17 protein-coding genes are annotated in these 16,996 nt (G+C 39.2%); 6 read left to right on the forward strand and 11 right to left on the reverse strand.

The genetic code is table 11. The annotated features are described in order from the left end of the window. Positions 1–229 precede the first annotated feature (229 nt). The 6 genes from LI074_RS12450 to LI074_RS12475 form a co-directional block, all read right to left on the reverse strand. Positions 230–1,393: an RNA-guided endonuclease InsQ/TnpB family protein gene (locus tag LI074_RS12450; protein WP_173698239.1), complete on the reverse strand. Its 1,164-nt coding sequence runs from the start codon at positions 1,391–1,393 to the stop codon at positions 230–232. Further along, positions 1,341–2,000, reverse strand: a complete 660-nt coding sequence (locus LI074_RS12455) for an IS607 family transposase (protein WP_173698240.1) — start codon at positions 1,998–2,000, stop codon at positions 1,341–1,343. The genes LI074_RS12450 and LI074_RS12455 overlap by 53 nt, the downstream gene beginning before the upstream one ends. A 290-nt stretch (positions 2,001–2,290) precedes the next feature. Next, complete coding sequence (locus LI074_RS12460; RefSeq protein ID WP_243868829.1) at positions 2,291–3,601, reverse strand: transglutaminase-like domain-containing protein; 1,311 nt, start codon at positions 3,599–3,601, stop codon at positions 2,291–2,293. A gap of 99 nt (positions 3,602–3,700) precedes the next feature. Beyond that, the gene (locus LI074_RS12465; protein ID WP_173698241.1) at positions 3,701–5,854 is read right to left on the reverse strand and encodes a hypothetical protein; all 2,154 of its coding nucleotides are present in this window, start codon (positions 5,852–5,854) and stop codon (positions 3,701–3,703) included. 326 nt (positions 5,855–6,180) lie between these two features. After that, positions 6,181–6,669, reverse strand: a complete 489-nt coding sequence (locus LI074_RS12470) for a leucine-rich repeat domain-containing protein (protein WP_055058995.1) — start codon at positions 6,667–6,669, stop codon at positions 6,181–6,183. A 238-nt stretch (positions 6,670–6,907) separates the two neighbouring features. After that, positions 6,908–7,087: a hypothetical protein gene (locus LI074_RS12475; RefSeq protein WP_118338403.1), complete on the reverse strand. Its 180-nt coding sequence runs from the start codon at positions 7,085–7,087 to the stop codon at positions 6,908–6,910. A gap of 153 nt (positions 7,088–7,240) precedes the next feature. Here LI074_RS12475 and LI074_RS12480 point away from each other — a divergent pair, with 153 nt between their 5' ends. Then, complete coding sequence (locus LI074_RS12480) at positions 7,241–7,966, forward strand: hypothetical protein (RefSeq protein ID WP_118338402.1); 726 nt, start codon at positions 7,241–7,243, stop codon at positions 7,964–7,966. 30 nt (positions 7,967–7,996) lie between these two features. Beyond that, positions 7,997–8,482 (forward strand): hypothetical protein, encoded by a 486-nt coding sequence (locus tag LI074_RS12485; protein ID WP_173698242.1) that lies wholly within the window; start codon positions 7,997–7,999, stop codon positions 8,480–8,482. A gap of 34 nt (positions 8,483–8,516) precedes the next feature. Here LI074_RS12485 and LI074_RS12490 read toward each other — a convergent pair whose 3' ends face one another. Beyond that, the gene (locus LI074_RS12490) at positions 8,517–9,200 is read right to left on the reverse strand and encodes a GGDEF domain-containing protein (protein WP_173698243.1); all 684 of its coding nucleotides are present in this window, start codon (positions 9,198–9,200) and stop codon (positions 8,517–8,519) included. Between the two features lie 241 nt (positions 9,201–9,441). After that, positions 9,442–10,371 (reverse strand): AEC family transporter, encoded by a 930-nt coding sequence (locus tag LI074_RS12495; RefSeq protein ID WP_008704291.1) that lies wholly within the window; start codon positions 10,369–10,371, stop codon positions 9,442–9,444. Between the two features lie 143 nt (positions 10,372–10,514). Here LI074_RS12495 and LI074_RS12500 point away from each other — a divergent pair, with 143 nt between their 5' ends. Beyond that, positions 10,515–11,450, forward strand: a complete 936-nt coding sequence (locus LI074_RS12500; protein ID WP_173698244.1) for an AEC family transporter — start codon at positions 10,515–10,517, stop codon at positions 11,448–11,450. Between the two features lie 53 nt (positions 11,451–11,503). Further along, the gene (locus LI074_RS12505; RefSeq protein WP_173698245.1) at positions 11,504–12,229 is read left to right on the forward strand and encodes a LysR substrate-binding domain-containing protein; all 726 of its coding nucleotides are present in this window, start codon (positions 11,504–11,506) and stop codon (positions 12,227–12,229) included. Here LI074_RS12505 and LI074_RS12510 read toward each other — a convergent pair. Further along, positions 12,217–13,608: an MATE family efflux transporter gene (locus tag LI074_RS12510; protein WP_330380932.1), complete on the reverse strand. Its 1,392-nt coding sequence runs from the start codon at positions 13,606–13,608 to the stop codon at positions 12,217–12,219. The genes LI074_RS12505 and LI074_RS12510 overlap by 13 nt on opposite strands. A gap of 182 nt (positions 13,609–13,790) precedes the next feature. Between LI074_RS12510 and LI074_RS12515 the strand changes: the two genes are divergently transcribed. Both LI074_RS12515 and fliB read left to right on the forward strand, forming a co-directional pair. Then, positions 13,791–14,609: a putative hydro-lyase gene (locus LI074_RS12515; RefSeq protein WP_118587586.1), complete on the forward strand. Its 819-nt coding sequence runs from the start codon at positions 13,791–13,793 to the stop codon at positions 14,607–14,609. Positions 14,610–14,628: 19 nt separating this feature from the next. Further along, positions 14,629–15,777 carry a flagellin lysine-N-methylase gene (gene fliB, locus LI074_RS12520; protein WP_173698246.1) on the forward strand — a complete coding sequence of 383 codons (1,149 nt, stop codon included), beginning with the start codon at positions 14,629–14,631 and terminating at the stop codon, positions 15,775–15,777. A gap of 87 nt (positions 15,778–15,864) precedes the next feature. Here the strand turns inward: fliB and LI074_RS12525 are convergent, their stop codons facing one another. Together LI074_RS12525 and LI074_RS12530 are read right to left on the reverse strand one after the other, a co-directional pair. Continuing rightward, the gene (locus LI074_RS12525) at positions 15,865–16,092 is read right to left on the reverse strand and encodes a hypothetical protein (protein ID WP_173698247.1); all 228 of its coding nucleotides are present in this window, start codon (positions 16,090–16,092) and stop codon (positions 15,865–15,867) included. A gap of 8 nt (positions 16,093–16,100) precedes the next feature. Next, a complete protein-coding gene (locus tag LI074_RS12530) occupies positions 16,101–16,826 on the reverse strand; it encodes an AlkZ-related protein (protein ID WP_173698248.1) in 726 nt (241 codons plus the stop codon). Positions 16,827–16,996: the final 170 nt, after the last annotated feature.

A 16,996-nucleotide genomic window follows, 5' to 3' on the forward strand; every position in this document is an offset into this window, starting at 1 on the left:
AAGTTTAAAACAGCGCATCATCCATATCATGTTTCGTGCAAGATTCCGCATGGTCTGCATACCGTTACTGAAAACTTATAAAAAGTTATAAACTTCTATGTTCCATTCCTACTTCAAAGAGTATGCTTTTGATGATATAAATATCTATCTACTCACAAGTTCTTGTACTCTCCATAGGCGTAAATTCCGAACTAACGTATCCGTACATATTTGCATTAACATTTCAGTGTCAGCCTGCAAATTTTTCTCCATAAGTCTTGAGATTTATAGATGCCTGGAAATCTCTGTCAATCATATTCCCACACGCACATCTATAAACTCTGTCAGATAACTTCAGATCTTTTTTGATATTTCCACAACAGCTGCAAAGCTTTGATGATGGATAAAACCGATCAGCCACAATAAGCTGGATCCCTTTATCGCTGCATTTGTATTCGAGCTGTTTTCTAAACCAAAAAAATCCCTGTGCCTGGACTGCTTTGGATAAATGTCTGTTTTTCATCATTCCGCTGACATTCAGATCTTCAATACATATAAATCTTGGTTTTCGATTTATGATCTCCGATATGGTCTGATTCAAATAGTTTTTACGGATATTTGTTAATCTGTGATTTCGTTTTAATAAAAGTTTTTCCTTTTTGATTACATTATTTGTTTTACAGTAACTTTCTCCTTTTTTATTTTTCTCGTAAGAACGAGAGATACTACGCTGTAACCTGCGTTTCTGTTTTTCTGATTTCTTTACTTTCTGACTCTTATTGATGTTCTTATACTTAGTCCCATCAGAGCAGACAGCCAGGTCTTTGACCCCCAGGTCTATGCCGACCCCGTCATCATTAAGTGTTTCCCTGCAGTCAGGAAATTCTACACATACGCTGATCCACCAGTTCAATCCGTCAAAGGATATTCTCGGGTTCATATATTTAGCATTTGTCGGAATACGTCCATGTTCTGCAAGTCTTACCCAATTCATTTTTTGTTTATTTGCTTTCCTGCTGGAAGAAAAGCCTTCAAATTTAACGTGTGTATTACTGAAGCGTATCTTAACGTTGTCCTGATAGAACTTCGGCATTGATCTCTTTTTTGACTTGAATCTTGGGAACTTTTGCAAGCCCCTGAAAAAGTTCTTATAAGCAGTACAGGCATCTTTGATCGCCTGTTTGGTTACATTATTTGAGATATTCAGTAACCATGCATATTCATCAGAATGTTTAAGCTTTGTAAATTCTTTTCTGAGTTCTGCATCTGAAAGGAATTTTCCGCCTTTTTCATAGTTTTCTATTTCCCTGGCCAAAGCCCAGTTATAAGCAAATCTTGAAGCACCTGCGTACTGAAACATCTTAGTTTTCTGTACATTGTTTGGTATCAACATTACTTTTTTGGCTTTTACCATCTGTTTCCTCCTGTATCAGTTCACGGACAAGTTTCTTAGCTATATTCGCTCGTTTTCCTTGTAATTTACAACTGAATACTGTGATTATCTGAACCAGATCTTCAACAAGTTCCTGCTGTTCGGATTTTTCAGTATTATCAATGATCTCAATCTCACAATTATAAAGTGAAGTGATATATTCTATCAGCTCAAAACCAAATCGCAATAGCCGGTCTTTATATAAAACAACAACCTTTTCAACCTGATTTTGAGATATTCGCCTGATCAATTCCTGAAGTCCTTTTTTCTTATAATTAATCCCGGAACCGATATCACTTATTATCTCAAATGGCTGTCCTTTTGCCAAAAGATATGTCTTAACATTATCGATCTGTCGTTCCAGATCATCTTTCTGTTTATGGCTAGAAACGCGACAATATCCAATTGTAATGCGTTTTTTAGGCTTTACATTTATTACCTGGTTGAGTTGCTCATCAGAATAATATCTATAGCCACTTACTGTAGTATGATGCGGATGAAGTTTTCCATTGGCATCCCAATTTCGTAATGTCTGGGCAGATACGCCTATAATTTTTGAAAATTCATGTATAGAATAATATTTACTCAAAGTATCAACTCCTTTCAATAATATTCTACTCTAATATCTTATAACACTCAACATGTACTTATATGATTTTATAATTTATATTTAACTGTTAATAACCTCCTGAAATTCATTTGGAGATAATATGAAAAAAATAGGAAGAAAAATTAAGAACATTTCTCCTCCGCGGAGGCATTGTCCCAGGAAAAATTGGATAAATGGATATGCAAAAGTGGTTTTCCGCGGAGAATAAAAGTATTTTGAGATGCAAAAAAGACTCCAGTCATATTAACTGAAGTCTCTTTCCATTCTGATCACTTTTTGTAATCCGTCACGCTGCAGGTTGGTAATCCTTTGGTATCCCATGACATACCTGCCTTTTTCTTCCATGTCCGGCTGCCAAGCAGGAATCCGCCAGACTGCGCATCCAGAATATACCATTTGCCGCCAACTCTTACCTGATTCCACTGATGGCTTGGGTTACTTGCCTTGGAGTCTGCGTGTACATATCTGCAGTCTACTCCGATTGCATCACAGAGTGCTTTCATGGCTCTGGCATATCCGGAGCATTGTGCTTCTCCATATACCAATGCACCCCAGGCGGTGTTTGCATAATTATACTGCCAGCCTTTATAAGCGTAGCTGCAGTTGCTGCGGAGATAATTATATGCAGTCAGTACCCTGTCATAGTCTGACATTCCTTTACGGATGTAATTGATCTTGAAACTCTGGACAACACTCCGGACCTGTGCCAGATGCTGCGCGTCCAGATACGGACCGTAGACGCTGCCATACTGATAATCACCTTTTACAGTTGCTGTTTTTAAGGTGATCTTTCGGGCTTTGCTTTTGGAACTGTAAATATTTTTGCCCTTTATGACTCTGTACGCCAGCACTCTGTACTGATAAGTCTTTCCGGACTGTACATTTTTGTCAGTTGTGGAGATTACATTTCTTTTTTTGACATTTTTCAGAAATGACCACTTTCCGTTATCATATCGGTACACCCTGTAGCCGTCTGCCTGTGCGATATAGCTCCAGGAAAGATTTACGGTTTTATTGTCCGTGGAGTAACACTTGTAAAGCTCCGGTGTCTGCAGATTGGCCTTTACATCAATGATATTTGATACAATCTCCACGCTATATTCTCCGCTGTCCGGATCATACACCATGTCGCCATAGACCAGTCTGTAGGAATATTGATGTCCGGCTTTTGCCGTAGTATCTACAAAAGTCAGATTTCCCTCCACGCATGTATCATGGGAATAGCACTGTACCTTGAAATTATCCCCGTAGTTCATATACAGATTGTCACCGAGGACTTCCCAGAAGTCTCCTATTACCCTGAAACTATCCAGTTTTTCTAATTTTCCACCTTGAGATACCGGCTTTTCTGAACGATAGATGTCTATTCGATTAGAGTCTGGAGTGGCTACCTCTGCCTTAAACTGAATCTGACTTGCCTCTATAGACTTTCCGTCATATATTTTCAAGAGTTTTGTATCTTCTCTTTGCGCTGCATTTACCGTAAAACCTGTTCCGAGACATATCCATAATGTCATTATTATCAGCAAAAATATTGATTTCTGTATAAATGAGTTTTGTTTTCTTTCTTCTAATTTCATGGTTTTCCCTCTTTTATTTTGATGTAATTCCTTGAGAATGCCCGGTAGATACAACTTAGGCTTGAAAAGGATTCATGTCCTGCAACGACCAGACAGAAATTACATTCCTAATTTCTGTTTGGTATTTGAAAGTTCTTTTCTTATTAAGTTGTTATTTGATGACTGAGCAAAGCTATACCATGTAGCGTTTGCATGATATTTCTTGTAATAAGTTTCATACATATTTCCTGAGGTTTTCTTGCCGTCCATATACCAGTCTCCTTCCATTGCATCCCCCTTCCATATGAACTTGTGGACCAGTCCAACAGACCCATCTTTTTTGGTTCCATAGTAATAATTATCCCCACACGCATTACCAGTTAGCTCTAACAGATATTTTCCGTTGTATTTACATATACCCAAACCTCCAAAATATGGCATATTGTTTCCAGACCATGAAATACGTGAGGTAACCCGTTTTGCAGATTTTCCGCCATACTTCCACAATTCTACATGATATTGAACTTTGTCTTTGTTATACCTTTCTGTTTGGTATGTCAGGATAAGTTCGTTGATGCCGTCATTATTGAAATCCAACAATTTGGCATAGCATAGTCCCGTCCAAAACTGTTTCTGCTCATTTAATTGAGCTTCCCCATATTTTTTCTCATAACTTTGTATCAGATTCCGGTAAGCTGAAGTTGGATCTTTGGTATTTCCTTCTTTTTTGACCGTTACCTTGCAGACGAGATTGTAAGTATCGCCATACTGTTTAACTTTACACCTGATATAAGTTGTACCGGCTTTTTTTGCCTGGATCTCGCCGGAAGAATTGACTTTTGCTACCTTCTTGTTATCAGAAGAATACTTTACGTTTGACAAATAACTGATGCCTGTACAAGGGAACTCTTTTTTCTCCTTTACTTTCAGTGTGATCTTTGTGGTATCCGTATCCGGCTTCAGGAATGCAAGTTTTACTTTCGTATAGTTTCTAATTCTGATATCGGGTATCTTTTCTGTATTCATCTTCAGGTACTGGTCAGATTCGATAATCTTATCCCAGGTAGATCCGGTAAACATTCCTTCCATGGTTTCATAAGACATCTGTTTTGCTTTCAGGATAAATTGAAACAGGATATAGATATCTGAAGCTGTATTTGTATCCCCGGATTTCAAAGCAGATACCTTTTTATTATAAGCTTTCATGGAAGCATCACATACAAAACTTAAGGAAACGGTTTTTAAGTAATTGTCCACTCTTTTATTAATTCCTGAAGCAAAGGACACAATGTCTTTGACAAGAAGGATTTCGCCTACCAGAGTAGCAGCCGTCCCCAGCTGGAATTTTGTACAGATGAAACCAAGATAGTCTTTTTTTAAGGATGACGAGAGTATCTGATTTTGTATTGTCTGTTTTGAGGCAAGGTAATCTTTTCCTTTATCAACTACTTCTCCGAGCACAAAATCTCCGATTGCTCTGATAGAGGCATTAAAGGAATCTGCCATACATACCTGACAAGCTTTTTTCAGGTTTTTGTCATCAGTATTATCTGCTATGGATGACAGAACCAGGATTTTTCCTACATCATCTTTGATATCGTTACGAATCGAGTCTGTAAAGCCAACTATGTAGATATTCATGGTATCACTGGTTTTGGAAAGTACTTCATATTCAAGATCTGAGACTATACCAGCAAGGTCCTCATCCCATACATCTGTTATTCCCTTCAGCATGGAATTATCTGCCAGCAGATCGATCAGTATTTCTTCGTACTCCTGTTCCCAGAGGTTATTTTTTGTATTAATATCTCCATAAGTTTTAATAAATGTCTGCAGAACTCCTCCTGGTGTTTTACTGAATCCTGCAGCCAGATTGACCGGATCGTCATATTCAAGCAAAGGATAGGAAGCGTAATCTGTATTCAGCATAAGCCATTTGACGTCATCGTATATTTTGGACTTGTTTACGTATCGCATCTGTCCTGCATCCGCTTCCTCCAAGGATTCTATATCAACAGAGTCTGAGAACTCAGCGTCAGCATTAGCTTCAAATACATCATCATCTGTAAAGGAATCTGTTGTATCATGGTTTTCTTCCGAGACATCAGACATATCTGTATTATTGGATTCGGCAACAAGTCCATCTGTATCCTCCGCAGCAGTCTCCCCGTCATCGAATACCGCATCCAGGTCAGAGGCCCATGTAGTTATAGGAATAGAAATGCATAACATGGCGCCGGTTAACAGTGCAGCAATGATCCTTTTTCTTTTCATTTGTACTTCCTCCGTTTTAATAAATATTTTCATTTCCATATGTAACGGCTGCTTTGCCAATGCATATTCATAAAATACGAAGTTTTTCTCAATGTCTTATAAGAAAAGTATATTACACAGTCTCGGTCATTTCAATGATGTTTTTGATTATTTTTTCTTCCACCGCTGAATTATCTGAAAAACATTTGCGGAATCTGATTTGATCTATCTGTGAAAAAAACGGACACATCGATATATTCTGGCTTTCATATAAAATTTTCATAAAAAAATCCGCAGCAGTTTCAGCCGCGGATGTATATGGGATCTCAGAGCACTAATGGTAATCCTTAGTCGCAAGATGGTATGATATCTGGATTTGAGACAAAGATCATACTCCGTTTTTCATACGGTATGTCGTAGAGATTTTCTGGCAAAGAAATCTGGTTGATTCTCGGGCAATCAGCAAATGCTCCGTCATCTATATACCGGACACTCTTGGGGAGCGTAATGGTACTAAGATTAGTTCCGGCAAACGCCATCGAACCGATCCCGACCACCCTGTCCGGAAGGTTGATCGCCTTTAAGGAGCAGCAGCCATAGAAGGCTCCATAGTCAATGAGGACAACCTGCCGCGGAATGTCGATCACTTCCAGGCTCCTGCATCCAGCAAATGAAAAAGCTCCTATCTTTCGAAGATTGTATGGAAGGATCACTTTTTTTAATCCAGGCATGTTAGAAAAACATCTGGGTGGCAGTATCCATACGTCATCGTTAATGACAGCTACGCTTCCTCTATCCTTCATATTTGCATTTTCTTTGATCCATTGTTCTAACATAAGAATCCTCTCCTTTCGTTTTTGTTCGTACAAAAATATGAGGAACGTCATAGGGATTAAAAAATTCGTCTGTTTATCATTTTGTTCTTAAATACGAGCAAAAGGAGGAGCCGTGGATGGGAAGTATATTTTCGGAACTTTTTAATAATTGGGTAAATGCATTCGAACAGGAAGAGGGAAAGAAGAAACCGATATATCTTCCCAATGCAAAGGAAAATTACAGAGAGACTGCAAAATATCAGATGATCCCGTCTGCAACTAAGGATTTCATGTCCTCTTTCGGCCAGACACAGTCTTTTTTTACATACTTCTCTTTTTCTCCCTGTGTCATGCCATCCAGATCTTCGACCATCAGACCGCGTTCTTTCCAAACATCCTTTCTTGCTCCTCCGATTTTTTCTCCAAAATCATTGATCATAGTAATTTCTCCTTTCGTTTTTCGTCTTAAAGGAATATGAAGATTTTGAGGAAAAAATAAAAAAGGAATTTTTGAGAGGAAAATAGCATGTAGGACTGGAAATTTGAAAAATTAAGCGTATAATTGTAGTATTAAAAAAAGGAGGAAAAGAAGTTGAAAAAATTACGTTTTGTATTATGTAGCTTGCTGGCATTCCTGCTCATAGCAACGTCAATTCCGGTAGTGACCGAAGCCGCTGCTAAGCCGGTATGTCAGAAAGCAACAACCCTGCATTATCAGTACAGCGTAGGCACTACGGTTATCATGGAGAGTCTCTACATCGGGAACTTATCCCGCTCTGCCAAAGTGACAGGGATAAGATCCTCCAACAAAAATATAAAGGCACAGTTAGGCAGGCTCTGTTACAATGCCATATGGATCGACAAAAAAGATTCCGGTCGTCGCATCAAGGATGGAGAGCAGACGACCATCAGTTTTAAAGTTAAACAGAATGGAAAAACCTACAAGCTTTCATCCAGGATCACTTTTAAAAGATTTGACCAGGTATTCAAAAGTTTTAAGATCGGAAATAAAGAGTATGCTTCTGATTTTGCAGGATACTGGGGAACTGAAGCACAGATAAAAGGTAAGACTGCAAAAATCCAGGTTGCACCTGCTGCCGGTTATAAGATTGATAAGATCGTTGCTTATTACTGGCATGGCGGAGAGAATGATGAAAGCAGGAAGATTAAAAATGGGGCTAAGGTAGCCTTAAAAGACTTAATGTTTATCTACGTATACTACCATCCGGTTAAGACACCGGCATATTTCAATATCAAAAACATGGAAAATCCCAAAATGTCACCTTTTAATTATGAATTCCATATAAGAGTCAAGTAATCTCAGAAATATTACAAGGAGAACAAAAACATGAAAAAATGGAAAAGTAAACTGATCGCAGTTGTAACTGCATTGTGCATGGCATTAAGCGTTCCTGTTTTTGCCGGATCAGCATCTGTATATGCGGCAACCCAGACAATGACTGATTCTATTCAGTTTAACAGAATGGACGGGGTTCTGAAGAAAAACAGTGTAGCAGAAAAGAAAGCCCTGAAGTTTATCAAGGGAACCTGGTATACGCAAGGAGGCGTTCCTTATCATAATAAAACAGTTTTTTCTGGAAAAACAGTTAAGCTTTACGCTCCCGGTTCAAAAAAAGTATTGTACCGCTACAAGATTGATAAAGTAACAAAGACCAGCTATGGATATTATTACAGAATATACTTGGGAAAAGGATGCTATGATGGATGGAGACTTTATTTAAAAGACAAGTCTACACTGGTAACAATGGGAAACGGAAATCCATACAGTACATCTGGATATAGTGGAACAGACAGTTTGGTAAGACATAAGTAATTTAAAAAGAGAACCTGAACAGGGTTCTATGTTTTCATAACCGGATTTTTTTTACGGAATTTCTTCTCAGTTTTTTCACCTCATAAAGTGCCCTGTCAGCTTCCCTCAATGCATCGGCAATCACAAGACCGTTTCTGCAGATCACAGAAGTACATCCCGCTGACAATTCCACATAATATTCTTTATCTGAAGTACAGTTAAAAGCATCACTTTCTTCTCTAATCCTTTCTATGATCTGCTGTCCATCTTTCAGATTTCCCAACGTGACAACGCAGAATTCATCTCCGCCGATTCTTCCCACAATACCATCTGCTCCCACAACCTTCTTTAAAACCTCTGCACAATGTCTGATAGAAAAATCTCCTTCGATATGTCCAAAAGAATCATTGATTTCTTTCAGATGATCCAGATCTGCAAATAAGATCAGCAGTTCTTCTCCCTCATGGTCTCTGTTCATCTGAAGAGTTTTTTCTATAAATCCCCTGCGGTTCATACACCCTGTCAGTGCATCTGATTCGGAAATAAAATTCAGAACTTCATTTTTCTCCTGTATTTCTCTGACCAGTATTTCCAGTTTCCGCTGCATAGTCTTCTGTTCTTCTGACATCTGATACATTCGGAGCATATTTCCAATCTGTCTGCTGATCAGATAAAATAAAGACAGATAAGCCGGATCAATCTCTGCTATCAGAATTCCATACGTATGCTCCCTTTCCACAAGTCTTTGTTTTCGTTTTATTTTACAATATTTTTTGCCATCATTCAATATATTTTAGTTGTTTTTACCAAATTATTTAAATATCTGCAACCCCTTTCCCGTTTACAGGATTCTACGCCTCATGCGGAGCACTATATATCACAGGTACATTACGAAGTAATTTCCTGCGACATACAAAAATTACCGCCAGGTCTATTTCAATCCGCGGTAATTTTCATTTTCTGTTATTCAGATTTCATGATCAGTAGATTGTCACTGCCATAATTATATATACAAGAATAGATACCAGACAGTACATGGAGTTTGTTGTGGAAACATAAGCGCTTCCTTCTTCATCTTTCATAAAAGTCTGCATACTGAATGTGGCCGGTGCTGACATATAACTGATAATTGCAAGATTGACCAGCCGATCATCACCTACCAGATAATGTACAGCAACAAGAACTCCTGCGATCATCACTGCCTGAAGCAATACACGTAAGATGATCGTGGCAATGCATGGCTTTAATAATTTCGCATTCAGTTCCATGCTGTATCCCACTACCAGTAAAATAATGGCAGTCACAGATGTGGTGAGAATATTTTCCACACTCTGGTACACGCCTCCGAAAGGACTGTCTAAAACTGCAAGGATCACCTTCGATAATCCTGCAATAATTCCCAGGATACTTGCAATAAATGCCGGAGTCTTTAATGCACTGAAAAACAGTTTTTTCACATCAATCTTCTCACCGTTTTCCACCTGTCCCAGCATTCCCATATATACACTGAATCCAAACAACAGTCCGGCAATATCCAGAACTGCAATACGGGAAAGATTTTCACTGCCACAGAGGCTTGTATATAACGGATAGGCCATAAGTCCCCCTTCATATACGCTTACCATAAACGGTAGATATTTCTGATAGGTTCCTTTCAGAAATGGCTTCAGCAAAAAGCCCAGACCAAAGGATACTACCAGCATTACAAACATGATCAAAATCAGGATTCCGGTTTCTTTATTATATTCCGCTGTTGCCAGAGCATGAAAAATAGCAACCGGAAGCATAACATTCGTTACAAGCACCTTCATGTTATTGATTCCGTCTCTGGTCAGAATCTTCCATTTTCTGCACAGCATACCGACCACGATCATAACCAGTACAGGCAGAACAATTTCTAATACATTCACTTTTTTACTCCTCCCAATATATAACTCAGCTTTGTTTATTGTAACTCAAAAAACCATTTTTCGCCACCTATACTTTCTGTTGTATTTTCACTTTTTTACAGTTATAATTTTATGTGAATTTACGAAAAAAAAGGAGAACTCAAATGAATACTTTCAGCATTCTGACTGCTCAGATCGGAATGTTCGTGATCTACATGCTTGCAGGCGTAATCCTGATCCGCACACGGGTTATGAACAGAGAAAATCTTGAAGTCATTTCAAAATTTGTAATAAAACTGGCGCTTCCTGTAATGATTTTTATCAATACTGTAAACGGAGTGGAACGTAAAACTCTTTTTCATTCACTGAGCATTTTTCTGATTGCGGGAATTATGTATATATGTCTGTTTTTACTCAGCTACATATCTGGTGTTTTTTTTCATCTGCATGGTAACCACAGGCAGCTTTACAGTGCCATGAGCGTATTCGGAAATGTGGGATTTATGGGTATTCCCATAGTAACCAGTATTTATCCGGAAAACGGTATGCTCTACATCTGTGTATTTACCATTATTGATCAGCTCATGCTGTGGACAGCAGGTGTACGCCTTACTTCAGGTACAGACAGTCAAAAAAACCGTTTTGATTTCCGGAAGCTGATCAATCCTGTTACTGTTTCCATCCTTCTTGCTGTGATCTGTGTGCTGACAGGAATCCGGCTTCCTGAAGTTCTGAACAATTCCCTTCAGAAAATCGGCCAGACCGCCACACCTCTCGCAATGATCTATCTTGGCGGTGTTTTCGCCTGTATCGATGTACTGAAAAATATCCGGAGACTGGATTATTATGGAATTGTCATCCTAAAAATGCTTTTGTTTCCGCTTTTCTTCTATGTATTACTTGGATATCTTCCGGTTTCTTCAGAAATCCGCACTACCATGGCTCTGACTTCTGCAATGCCAGTTATGTCCTCTGTGGTAATGATGGCAAATGCCTACGGATCAGATGGCGATTATGCAATGGGTGGAATTCTTGTTACAACTATCTGTTCTGTTTTTACACTTCCATTTATTTACTGGATTTTTCATTTTATCGGATGATTTAAATATAATACTTTTTTATAAATATTTATAAATTTCATTTATAAAAAAGTGTGGTATACCAACTCTACGACAGCGCTTTCCGCATTCTGGATATCCGCAACAATCTTCTGGAAAATTTCACCGGTTCCAGAAAGCAGATCATTGATCTGGCAGCCTCCACCATTCCTTCTTCTTATCTCCTTCCTGAACTTCTCGCAGGTTTTGGCAGAATGTATCCTGATGTATATTTCCATTCCTGGCAGACAGACAGTTCCGGCGCTATTAACCGTGTACTGGATGGGACCGTAGATCTGGCTTTGACAGGACAGAATACAGGAGACGACAGCTGTGTATTTATTCCCTTCTGTCAGGATAATATGGTGATTGCTACCCCTGTGAATGATCATTATTTAAACTTAAAACAAAAAGAACAACCTGTTGTTTTTCAGGACTTTATCAAGGATCCTGTTATCATCAGGGAAAAAAGCTCCGGAACCAAAAAGGAAATGGATATTTTTCTGGAAAATGCCGGTATTGAACCTTCCAGTCTGAATGTAGTAGCCCGCATGAATGACCTGGAATCAATTAAAAAATCTATTGTAAACGGGCTTGGATTTTCCATTCTTTCTGCCAGATCTGTCGTTGACCTGCAAAAAACAAAGCAGATTCTTCTGTTTCCATTAGAAGAATCTGCTCACAAACGCAGTTTTTATATTGTTTACAGTAAAAACAGAATTCTGAAATCCCATGTACGCCAGTTCATTCACTATATAAAAGAATACTATCAGACAGTCTGATTAATATTCTGATATTTTTTTGGCATCCAATTTCCCTTCCATGCATAGATAAGCATGAGTACCATTCCTACAGCCCATGAAACAGGATACAGTACATATATAATATCAATGCTGGTGAAATGTGGAACCACAAACTGAATCCACAGAATACGGAACAGACATAATGCAAGCAGCATCACTACCATGGGAGGTACCGTCTTTCCTGTTCCGCGAATGGTTCCTGCCAGGGAATGCATAATTCCCAGAAGGAAATAGAACGGGCAGAAATATTTCATTGCCTGTGCCCCATAATAGATTACTTCTTTATCACTGCTGAAAATCCCTATGATCGGTCTGGAAAAGGTCAGCAGGAGAATTCCTGTCACGATCGTATAAAGCACGCTCATTCCAAGAGTTACTCTCAATCCTTTCCTGATTCTGTCTGTTTTTCCCGCACCATAGTTCTGACCGGTAAAAGTCGTTGCTGCCATACTAAAACTCATTACCGGCAGAATGTTAAACCCATCTACTTTCAGGTATGCACCAAAACCCGCCATTGCACTGGCTCCGAATCCATTGACACCAGATTGTACCAGTACATTTGAAAAGGAGATTACCGTGTTTTGAATTGCAGTCGGCAGACCTACCTGGATAATCCGTCCTGCCATTGTTCTATCAATGGAAAGTTTCTTCGGATTTATGCGGTAAATATCCGGAACTCTCATCAAAAACCATAATGCAAAAATGCAGGAAAGTACCTGGCTGATATCTGTTGCAATTGCAGCACCCTCGACTCCCATGTGCATTCCGCCGATAAGCCATAAATCCAGAAAAATATTGGAAAACGAAGCTACTGCCAGATACATCAGCGAACGTCTGGAGTTACCTACTGCATTCAGGATCCCCGCTGCCATATTATAGATGACATTAAAAACCAGTCCATAAGAATAAATTCTCAAATACAGAACTGACTGATTCATTACTTCTTCCGGAGTTCTCATCCACCTGAGAATTGCAGGTGAAAATACAATTCCAGCGATAGTAAGAACAATTCCCAGAATAAGCGCAAGCATCAAGGCTGTATGTGCAGAACGCTGAACGCCATTCTCATCTCCTGCTCCATAAAACTGGGATACAATAACTCCCGCACCTGCAGATGCCCCCATACTGAATGCAATCAGCAGACAAATCAGCGACGTACTGGAACCAACTGCAGCCAGTGCATTGCTGCCCACAAAATTTCCTACAATAATTGAGTCCACTGTATTGTACATCTGTTGGAGCAGATTTCCCAGTATCAATGGAATAGAAAACAGAAGGATCTGTCTCCAGATGGTCCCTTCTGTCATGGTACTGATCGATTTTAACTTCACACTCTTACTCTTTTCATATGCTGCCACTCTCATTCCCCCATTCATATATTATTGCTGTTCACAACGCGTCCGGCAGCACCCTTCGGCATTCCTATTATAAAATATTTTATATAAAAATCAAGCCGCCACTATTTATAGCATTGCATTTCCTGTCAGTTTACTGTACAATACTTTTATATTGTAAAGTACGAAACAGGAGGTAATTTATTATGGCTTTTGATATCACACCTTATGTAGATATGTCCCCAAAAAAAGTTCGTGAACTAATCCGCAAGGGAGTTATTGATTTCCCCACTGCAGGAATGTGCCGTGGCTATGCGCAGGCAAATCTGGTAATTCTGCCACCGGAATATGCTGCAGATTTTGAAGAATTTGCACACAAGAATCCATTTCCGTGTCCAATTCTCGAGATTATCAAAGGAACTCCTGAAACTCATGACATGGGTGAGGGCGGAAATATCTGCACGGATATCCCGAAATACCGTATTTATGAAAACGGTGTATTTACAAAAGAAATTACTGACGCCTCCGAGTATTGGAAAGAGGGATATGTTGGATTTCTTATCGGCTGTTCTTTCTCATTTGAAGAAGCACTGATCAGAGAAGGGATTGAAATCCGTCATATCGCCCAGGGACGAAATGTACCGATGTTCAAAACTAACATTCAGACAGTTCCTGTTGGTCCATTTTCCGGTCCTATGGTCTGCTCCATGCGCCCGATGACACCGGAAAACGCAAAAAAAGCTTATGACATTACTTTCAAAATGCCGAATGTTCATGGTGCCCCTGTACATATGGGAGATCCGAAAGAGGTCGGTGTTGATGACGTTATGAAACCTGATTACGGTGAAGCAGTGGATATTTACGAAGGGGAAATTCCTGTGTTCTGGCCATGCGGCGTAACTCCGCAGGCAGCAATTGAGAATGCCAAACCGCCAATCGTTATCACTCATGCTCCCGGACATATGTTCATTACAGATATTCCGAATGCAGAGTTAAACGACTATCTGGAAGCAAAAAAGAAATAATCAGAAAGCAGCAGAAACCATGGAATTTACATTTCCCAACTATTATAAAGAATTTTCTTGCATTGCCGGGTCCTGTCCGGATACCTGCTGTGCAGGATGGCAAATTGTTATTGACAATAAAACCCTGAAGAAATATCAGCATTTCAAAGGTCCTTTTCACAATCGACTGCACAACGATATCGACTGGAAGGAACATGTCTTCCGCCAGTACAACCGACGGTGTGCATTTCTGAACGAAGAAAATCTGTGTGATATTTACACAGAAGCAGGTCCGAAAATGCTTTGCGACACCTGCAGAAATTATCCACGACACATTGAAGAATTTGAGAGCCTGCGTGAGATTTCTTTGTCCCTTTCCTGCCCGGAAGCAGCAAGAATTCTGCTGTCTCAGAAAGAAAAAGTTCATTTTGTTACCATCGAAAAGGAAGCCGCTGAAGAAACCTATGATGATTTTAATTACTTTTTATTTACTGCACTGATGGATACCAGAGATCTTCTGATAAAAATCATCCAGAACAGAAATGTCCCCATACGGAAACGCCTGTGGAAAGTACTTGCCATCACACATGATTTTCAGCTGTGTTTAAATAAAAACGAACTTTTTAAATGGGAAGAGATTCGGAAACGTCATGAAGATTCCGGATTCGGAAAAACATTTTGTGATAAAGTTCATTCCAGAATGAATACTTCTGACACATCAAAGGATCTATTTAAAAACATGTGGAAAACTATTGTTCCGGAAATGGAAGTTCTTCGTCCCGGATGGAAAGAATTTCTGAAGGAACGTCTTGATTCCTTATATATTTCTTCAGGAGAAAACGATTATATATATCAGAAAAACGAATTTGATTTCTACTGTCCGGACTGGCAGATTCAGGAAGAACAGCTTCTGGTTTACTGGATTTATACTTATTTCTGTGGTGCAGTCTATGACGATGAAATCTTTACCAAGGTTAAAATGGCTGTCGTCTGTACTTTGTTTATCCATGAGCTTGATGTCGGAACATATCTGAAAAACGAACATCATTTTAACCTGAATGATCAGATTCAGATCTGTTATCAGTTCTCCAGAGAGCTTGAGCATTCGGATCTTAATCTGAATAAATTTCAAGAACTGATGTCTGAAAATAATATTTTCTCCTTTGAAAATCTGTTAAAGATATGCTGAATGACAAAAAACTTGCTGCTCATTTCTTATTCTTTTTACAATTGCATTATTTGATATAAAAAACTTGTATTCTTTCGGATTTGGTAATCATCGCCTTCTATAAATTGCATTCACCCCAAATTGCGTATATTCTCCTGCTCGATATCCCCATCTGCATATACCCAGTTCCAGTCCATGTTCTGACTGTCCAATGACCGGTGCGACATCGGTCGGACGGATATCGCCTTGTGCCAGCCGGATCCTCCCATCTATGTTCTGTACCACTCTGGAAATTTCATCCATCATACCGAGCTCTATATAATATCTGCTGCACATATTCTCTCCTATTTTAGAATCTTTCTTATCTGCGTATCCGCGGCTTTTGGATAAAGCTGTTTCATATGATCAACAATTTTTCCCCAGGATGTCCGCGGATCTTCTTTATAACAGGAAGTAACATGGTCATATCCATAAATGTGTTCCGGAGAAGAATACACAGCCACATCCCAGCCGTACTCCACGCCTTTTTGATTGATCCTTTTCCGAAAGTCGCAGTTACACAGATATGTCTGCATCATAAGGCTGGTAATGGCTCCGTCAAATCCCTTTTCGCCATCTTTTCCAAATCCAGCCAATTTTTTCAATTCGTAGGAGTAGATTTCTGCATCATTTTCCATAAAATGATCCATAATATTCTTATGTTTGATCGGTGCTTTTTCATCCTCAAACAGAGCATCAAAATCATAGCCGTCCCTGCGGTAGTTGGCAAATACCGGCAGCCATTTTTTGGAAATAAACCCGGCTTTTTTGGCAAAAAATTTCCCGTAAAGAACATCATGCTTTTTTGCAATGGCAATCCTCCATCTCCACGGATCCCTCACCGGATCATCAGACCACCAATATTCTGCCACTGTCCGTTCCTCCAGAGAAAACCCCGGAATTTCGTTCTTAAAAAGAGGAAGAAAACCAACCCGGTTGATATATTCGACTGCTTCATCCACATCGTGGATGCATTTCGGATCATCCCATGTTACTCCATGAATGATCCATTCCCCTGCTTCGTTTCCCATGACTTTCTCCTTTCTGTATTTTGCTGTCTTAAGTATACCACACATTGACAAGGCAAGACAAAGATATATATTTTTATCGAAAAAATTGATGACATTTTTGTTACTGTTCATACACCAATGGTATTTAGATAATCTATACCCTTAGTTAGTCTTAAGGGTCTAACAAAAAG

Origin of the sequence: Blautia sp. MSK18_10 (genome assembly GCF_020553185.1) — a bacterium.
Lineage (GTDB): Bacteria > Bacillota > Clostridia > Lachnospirales > Lachnospiraceae > Blautia_A > Blautia_A wexlerae.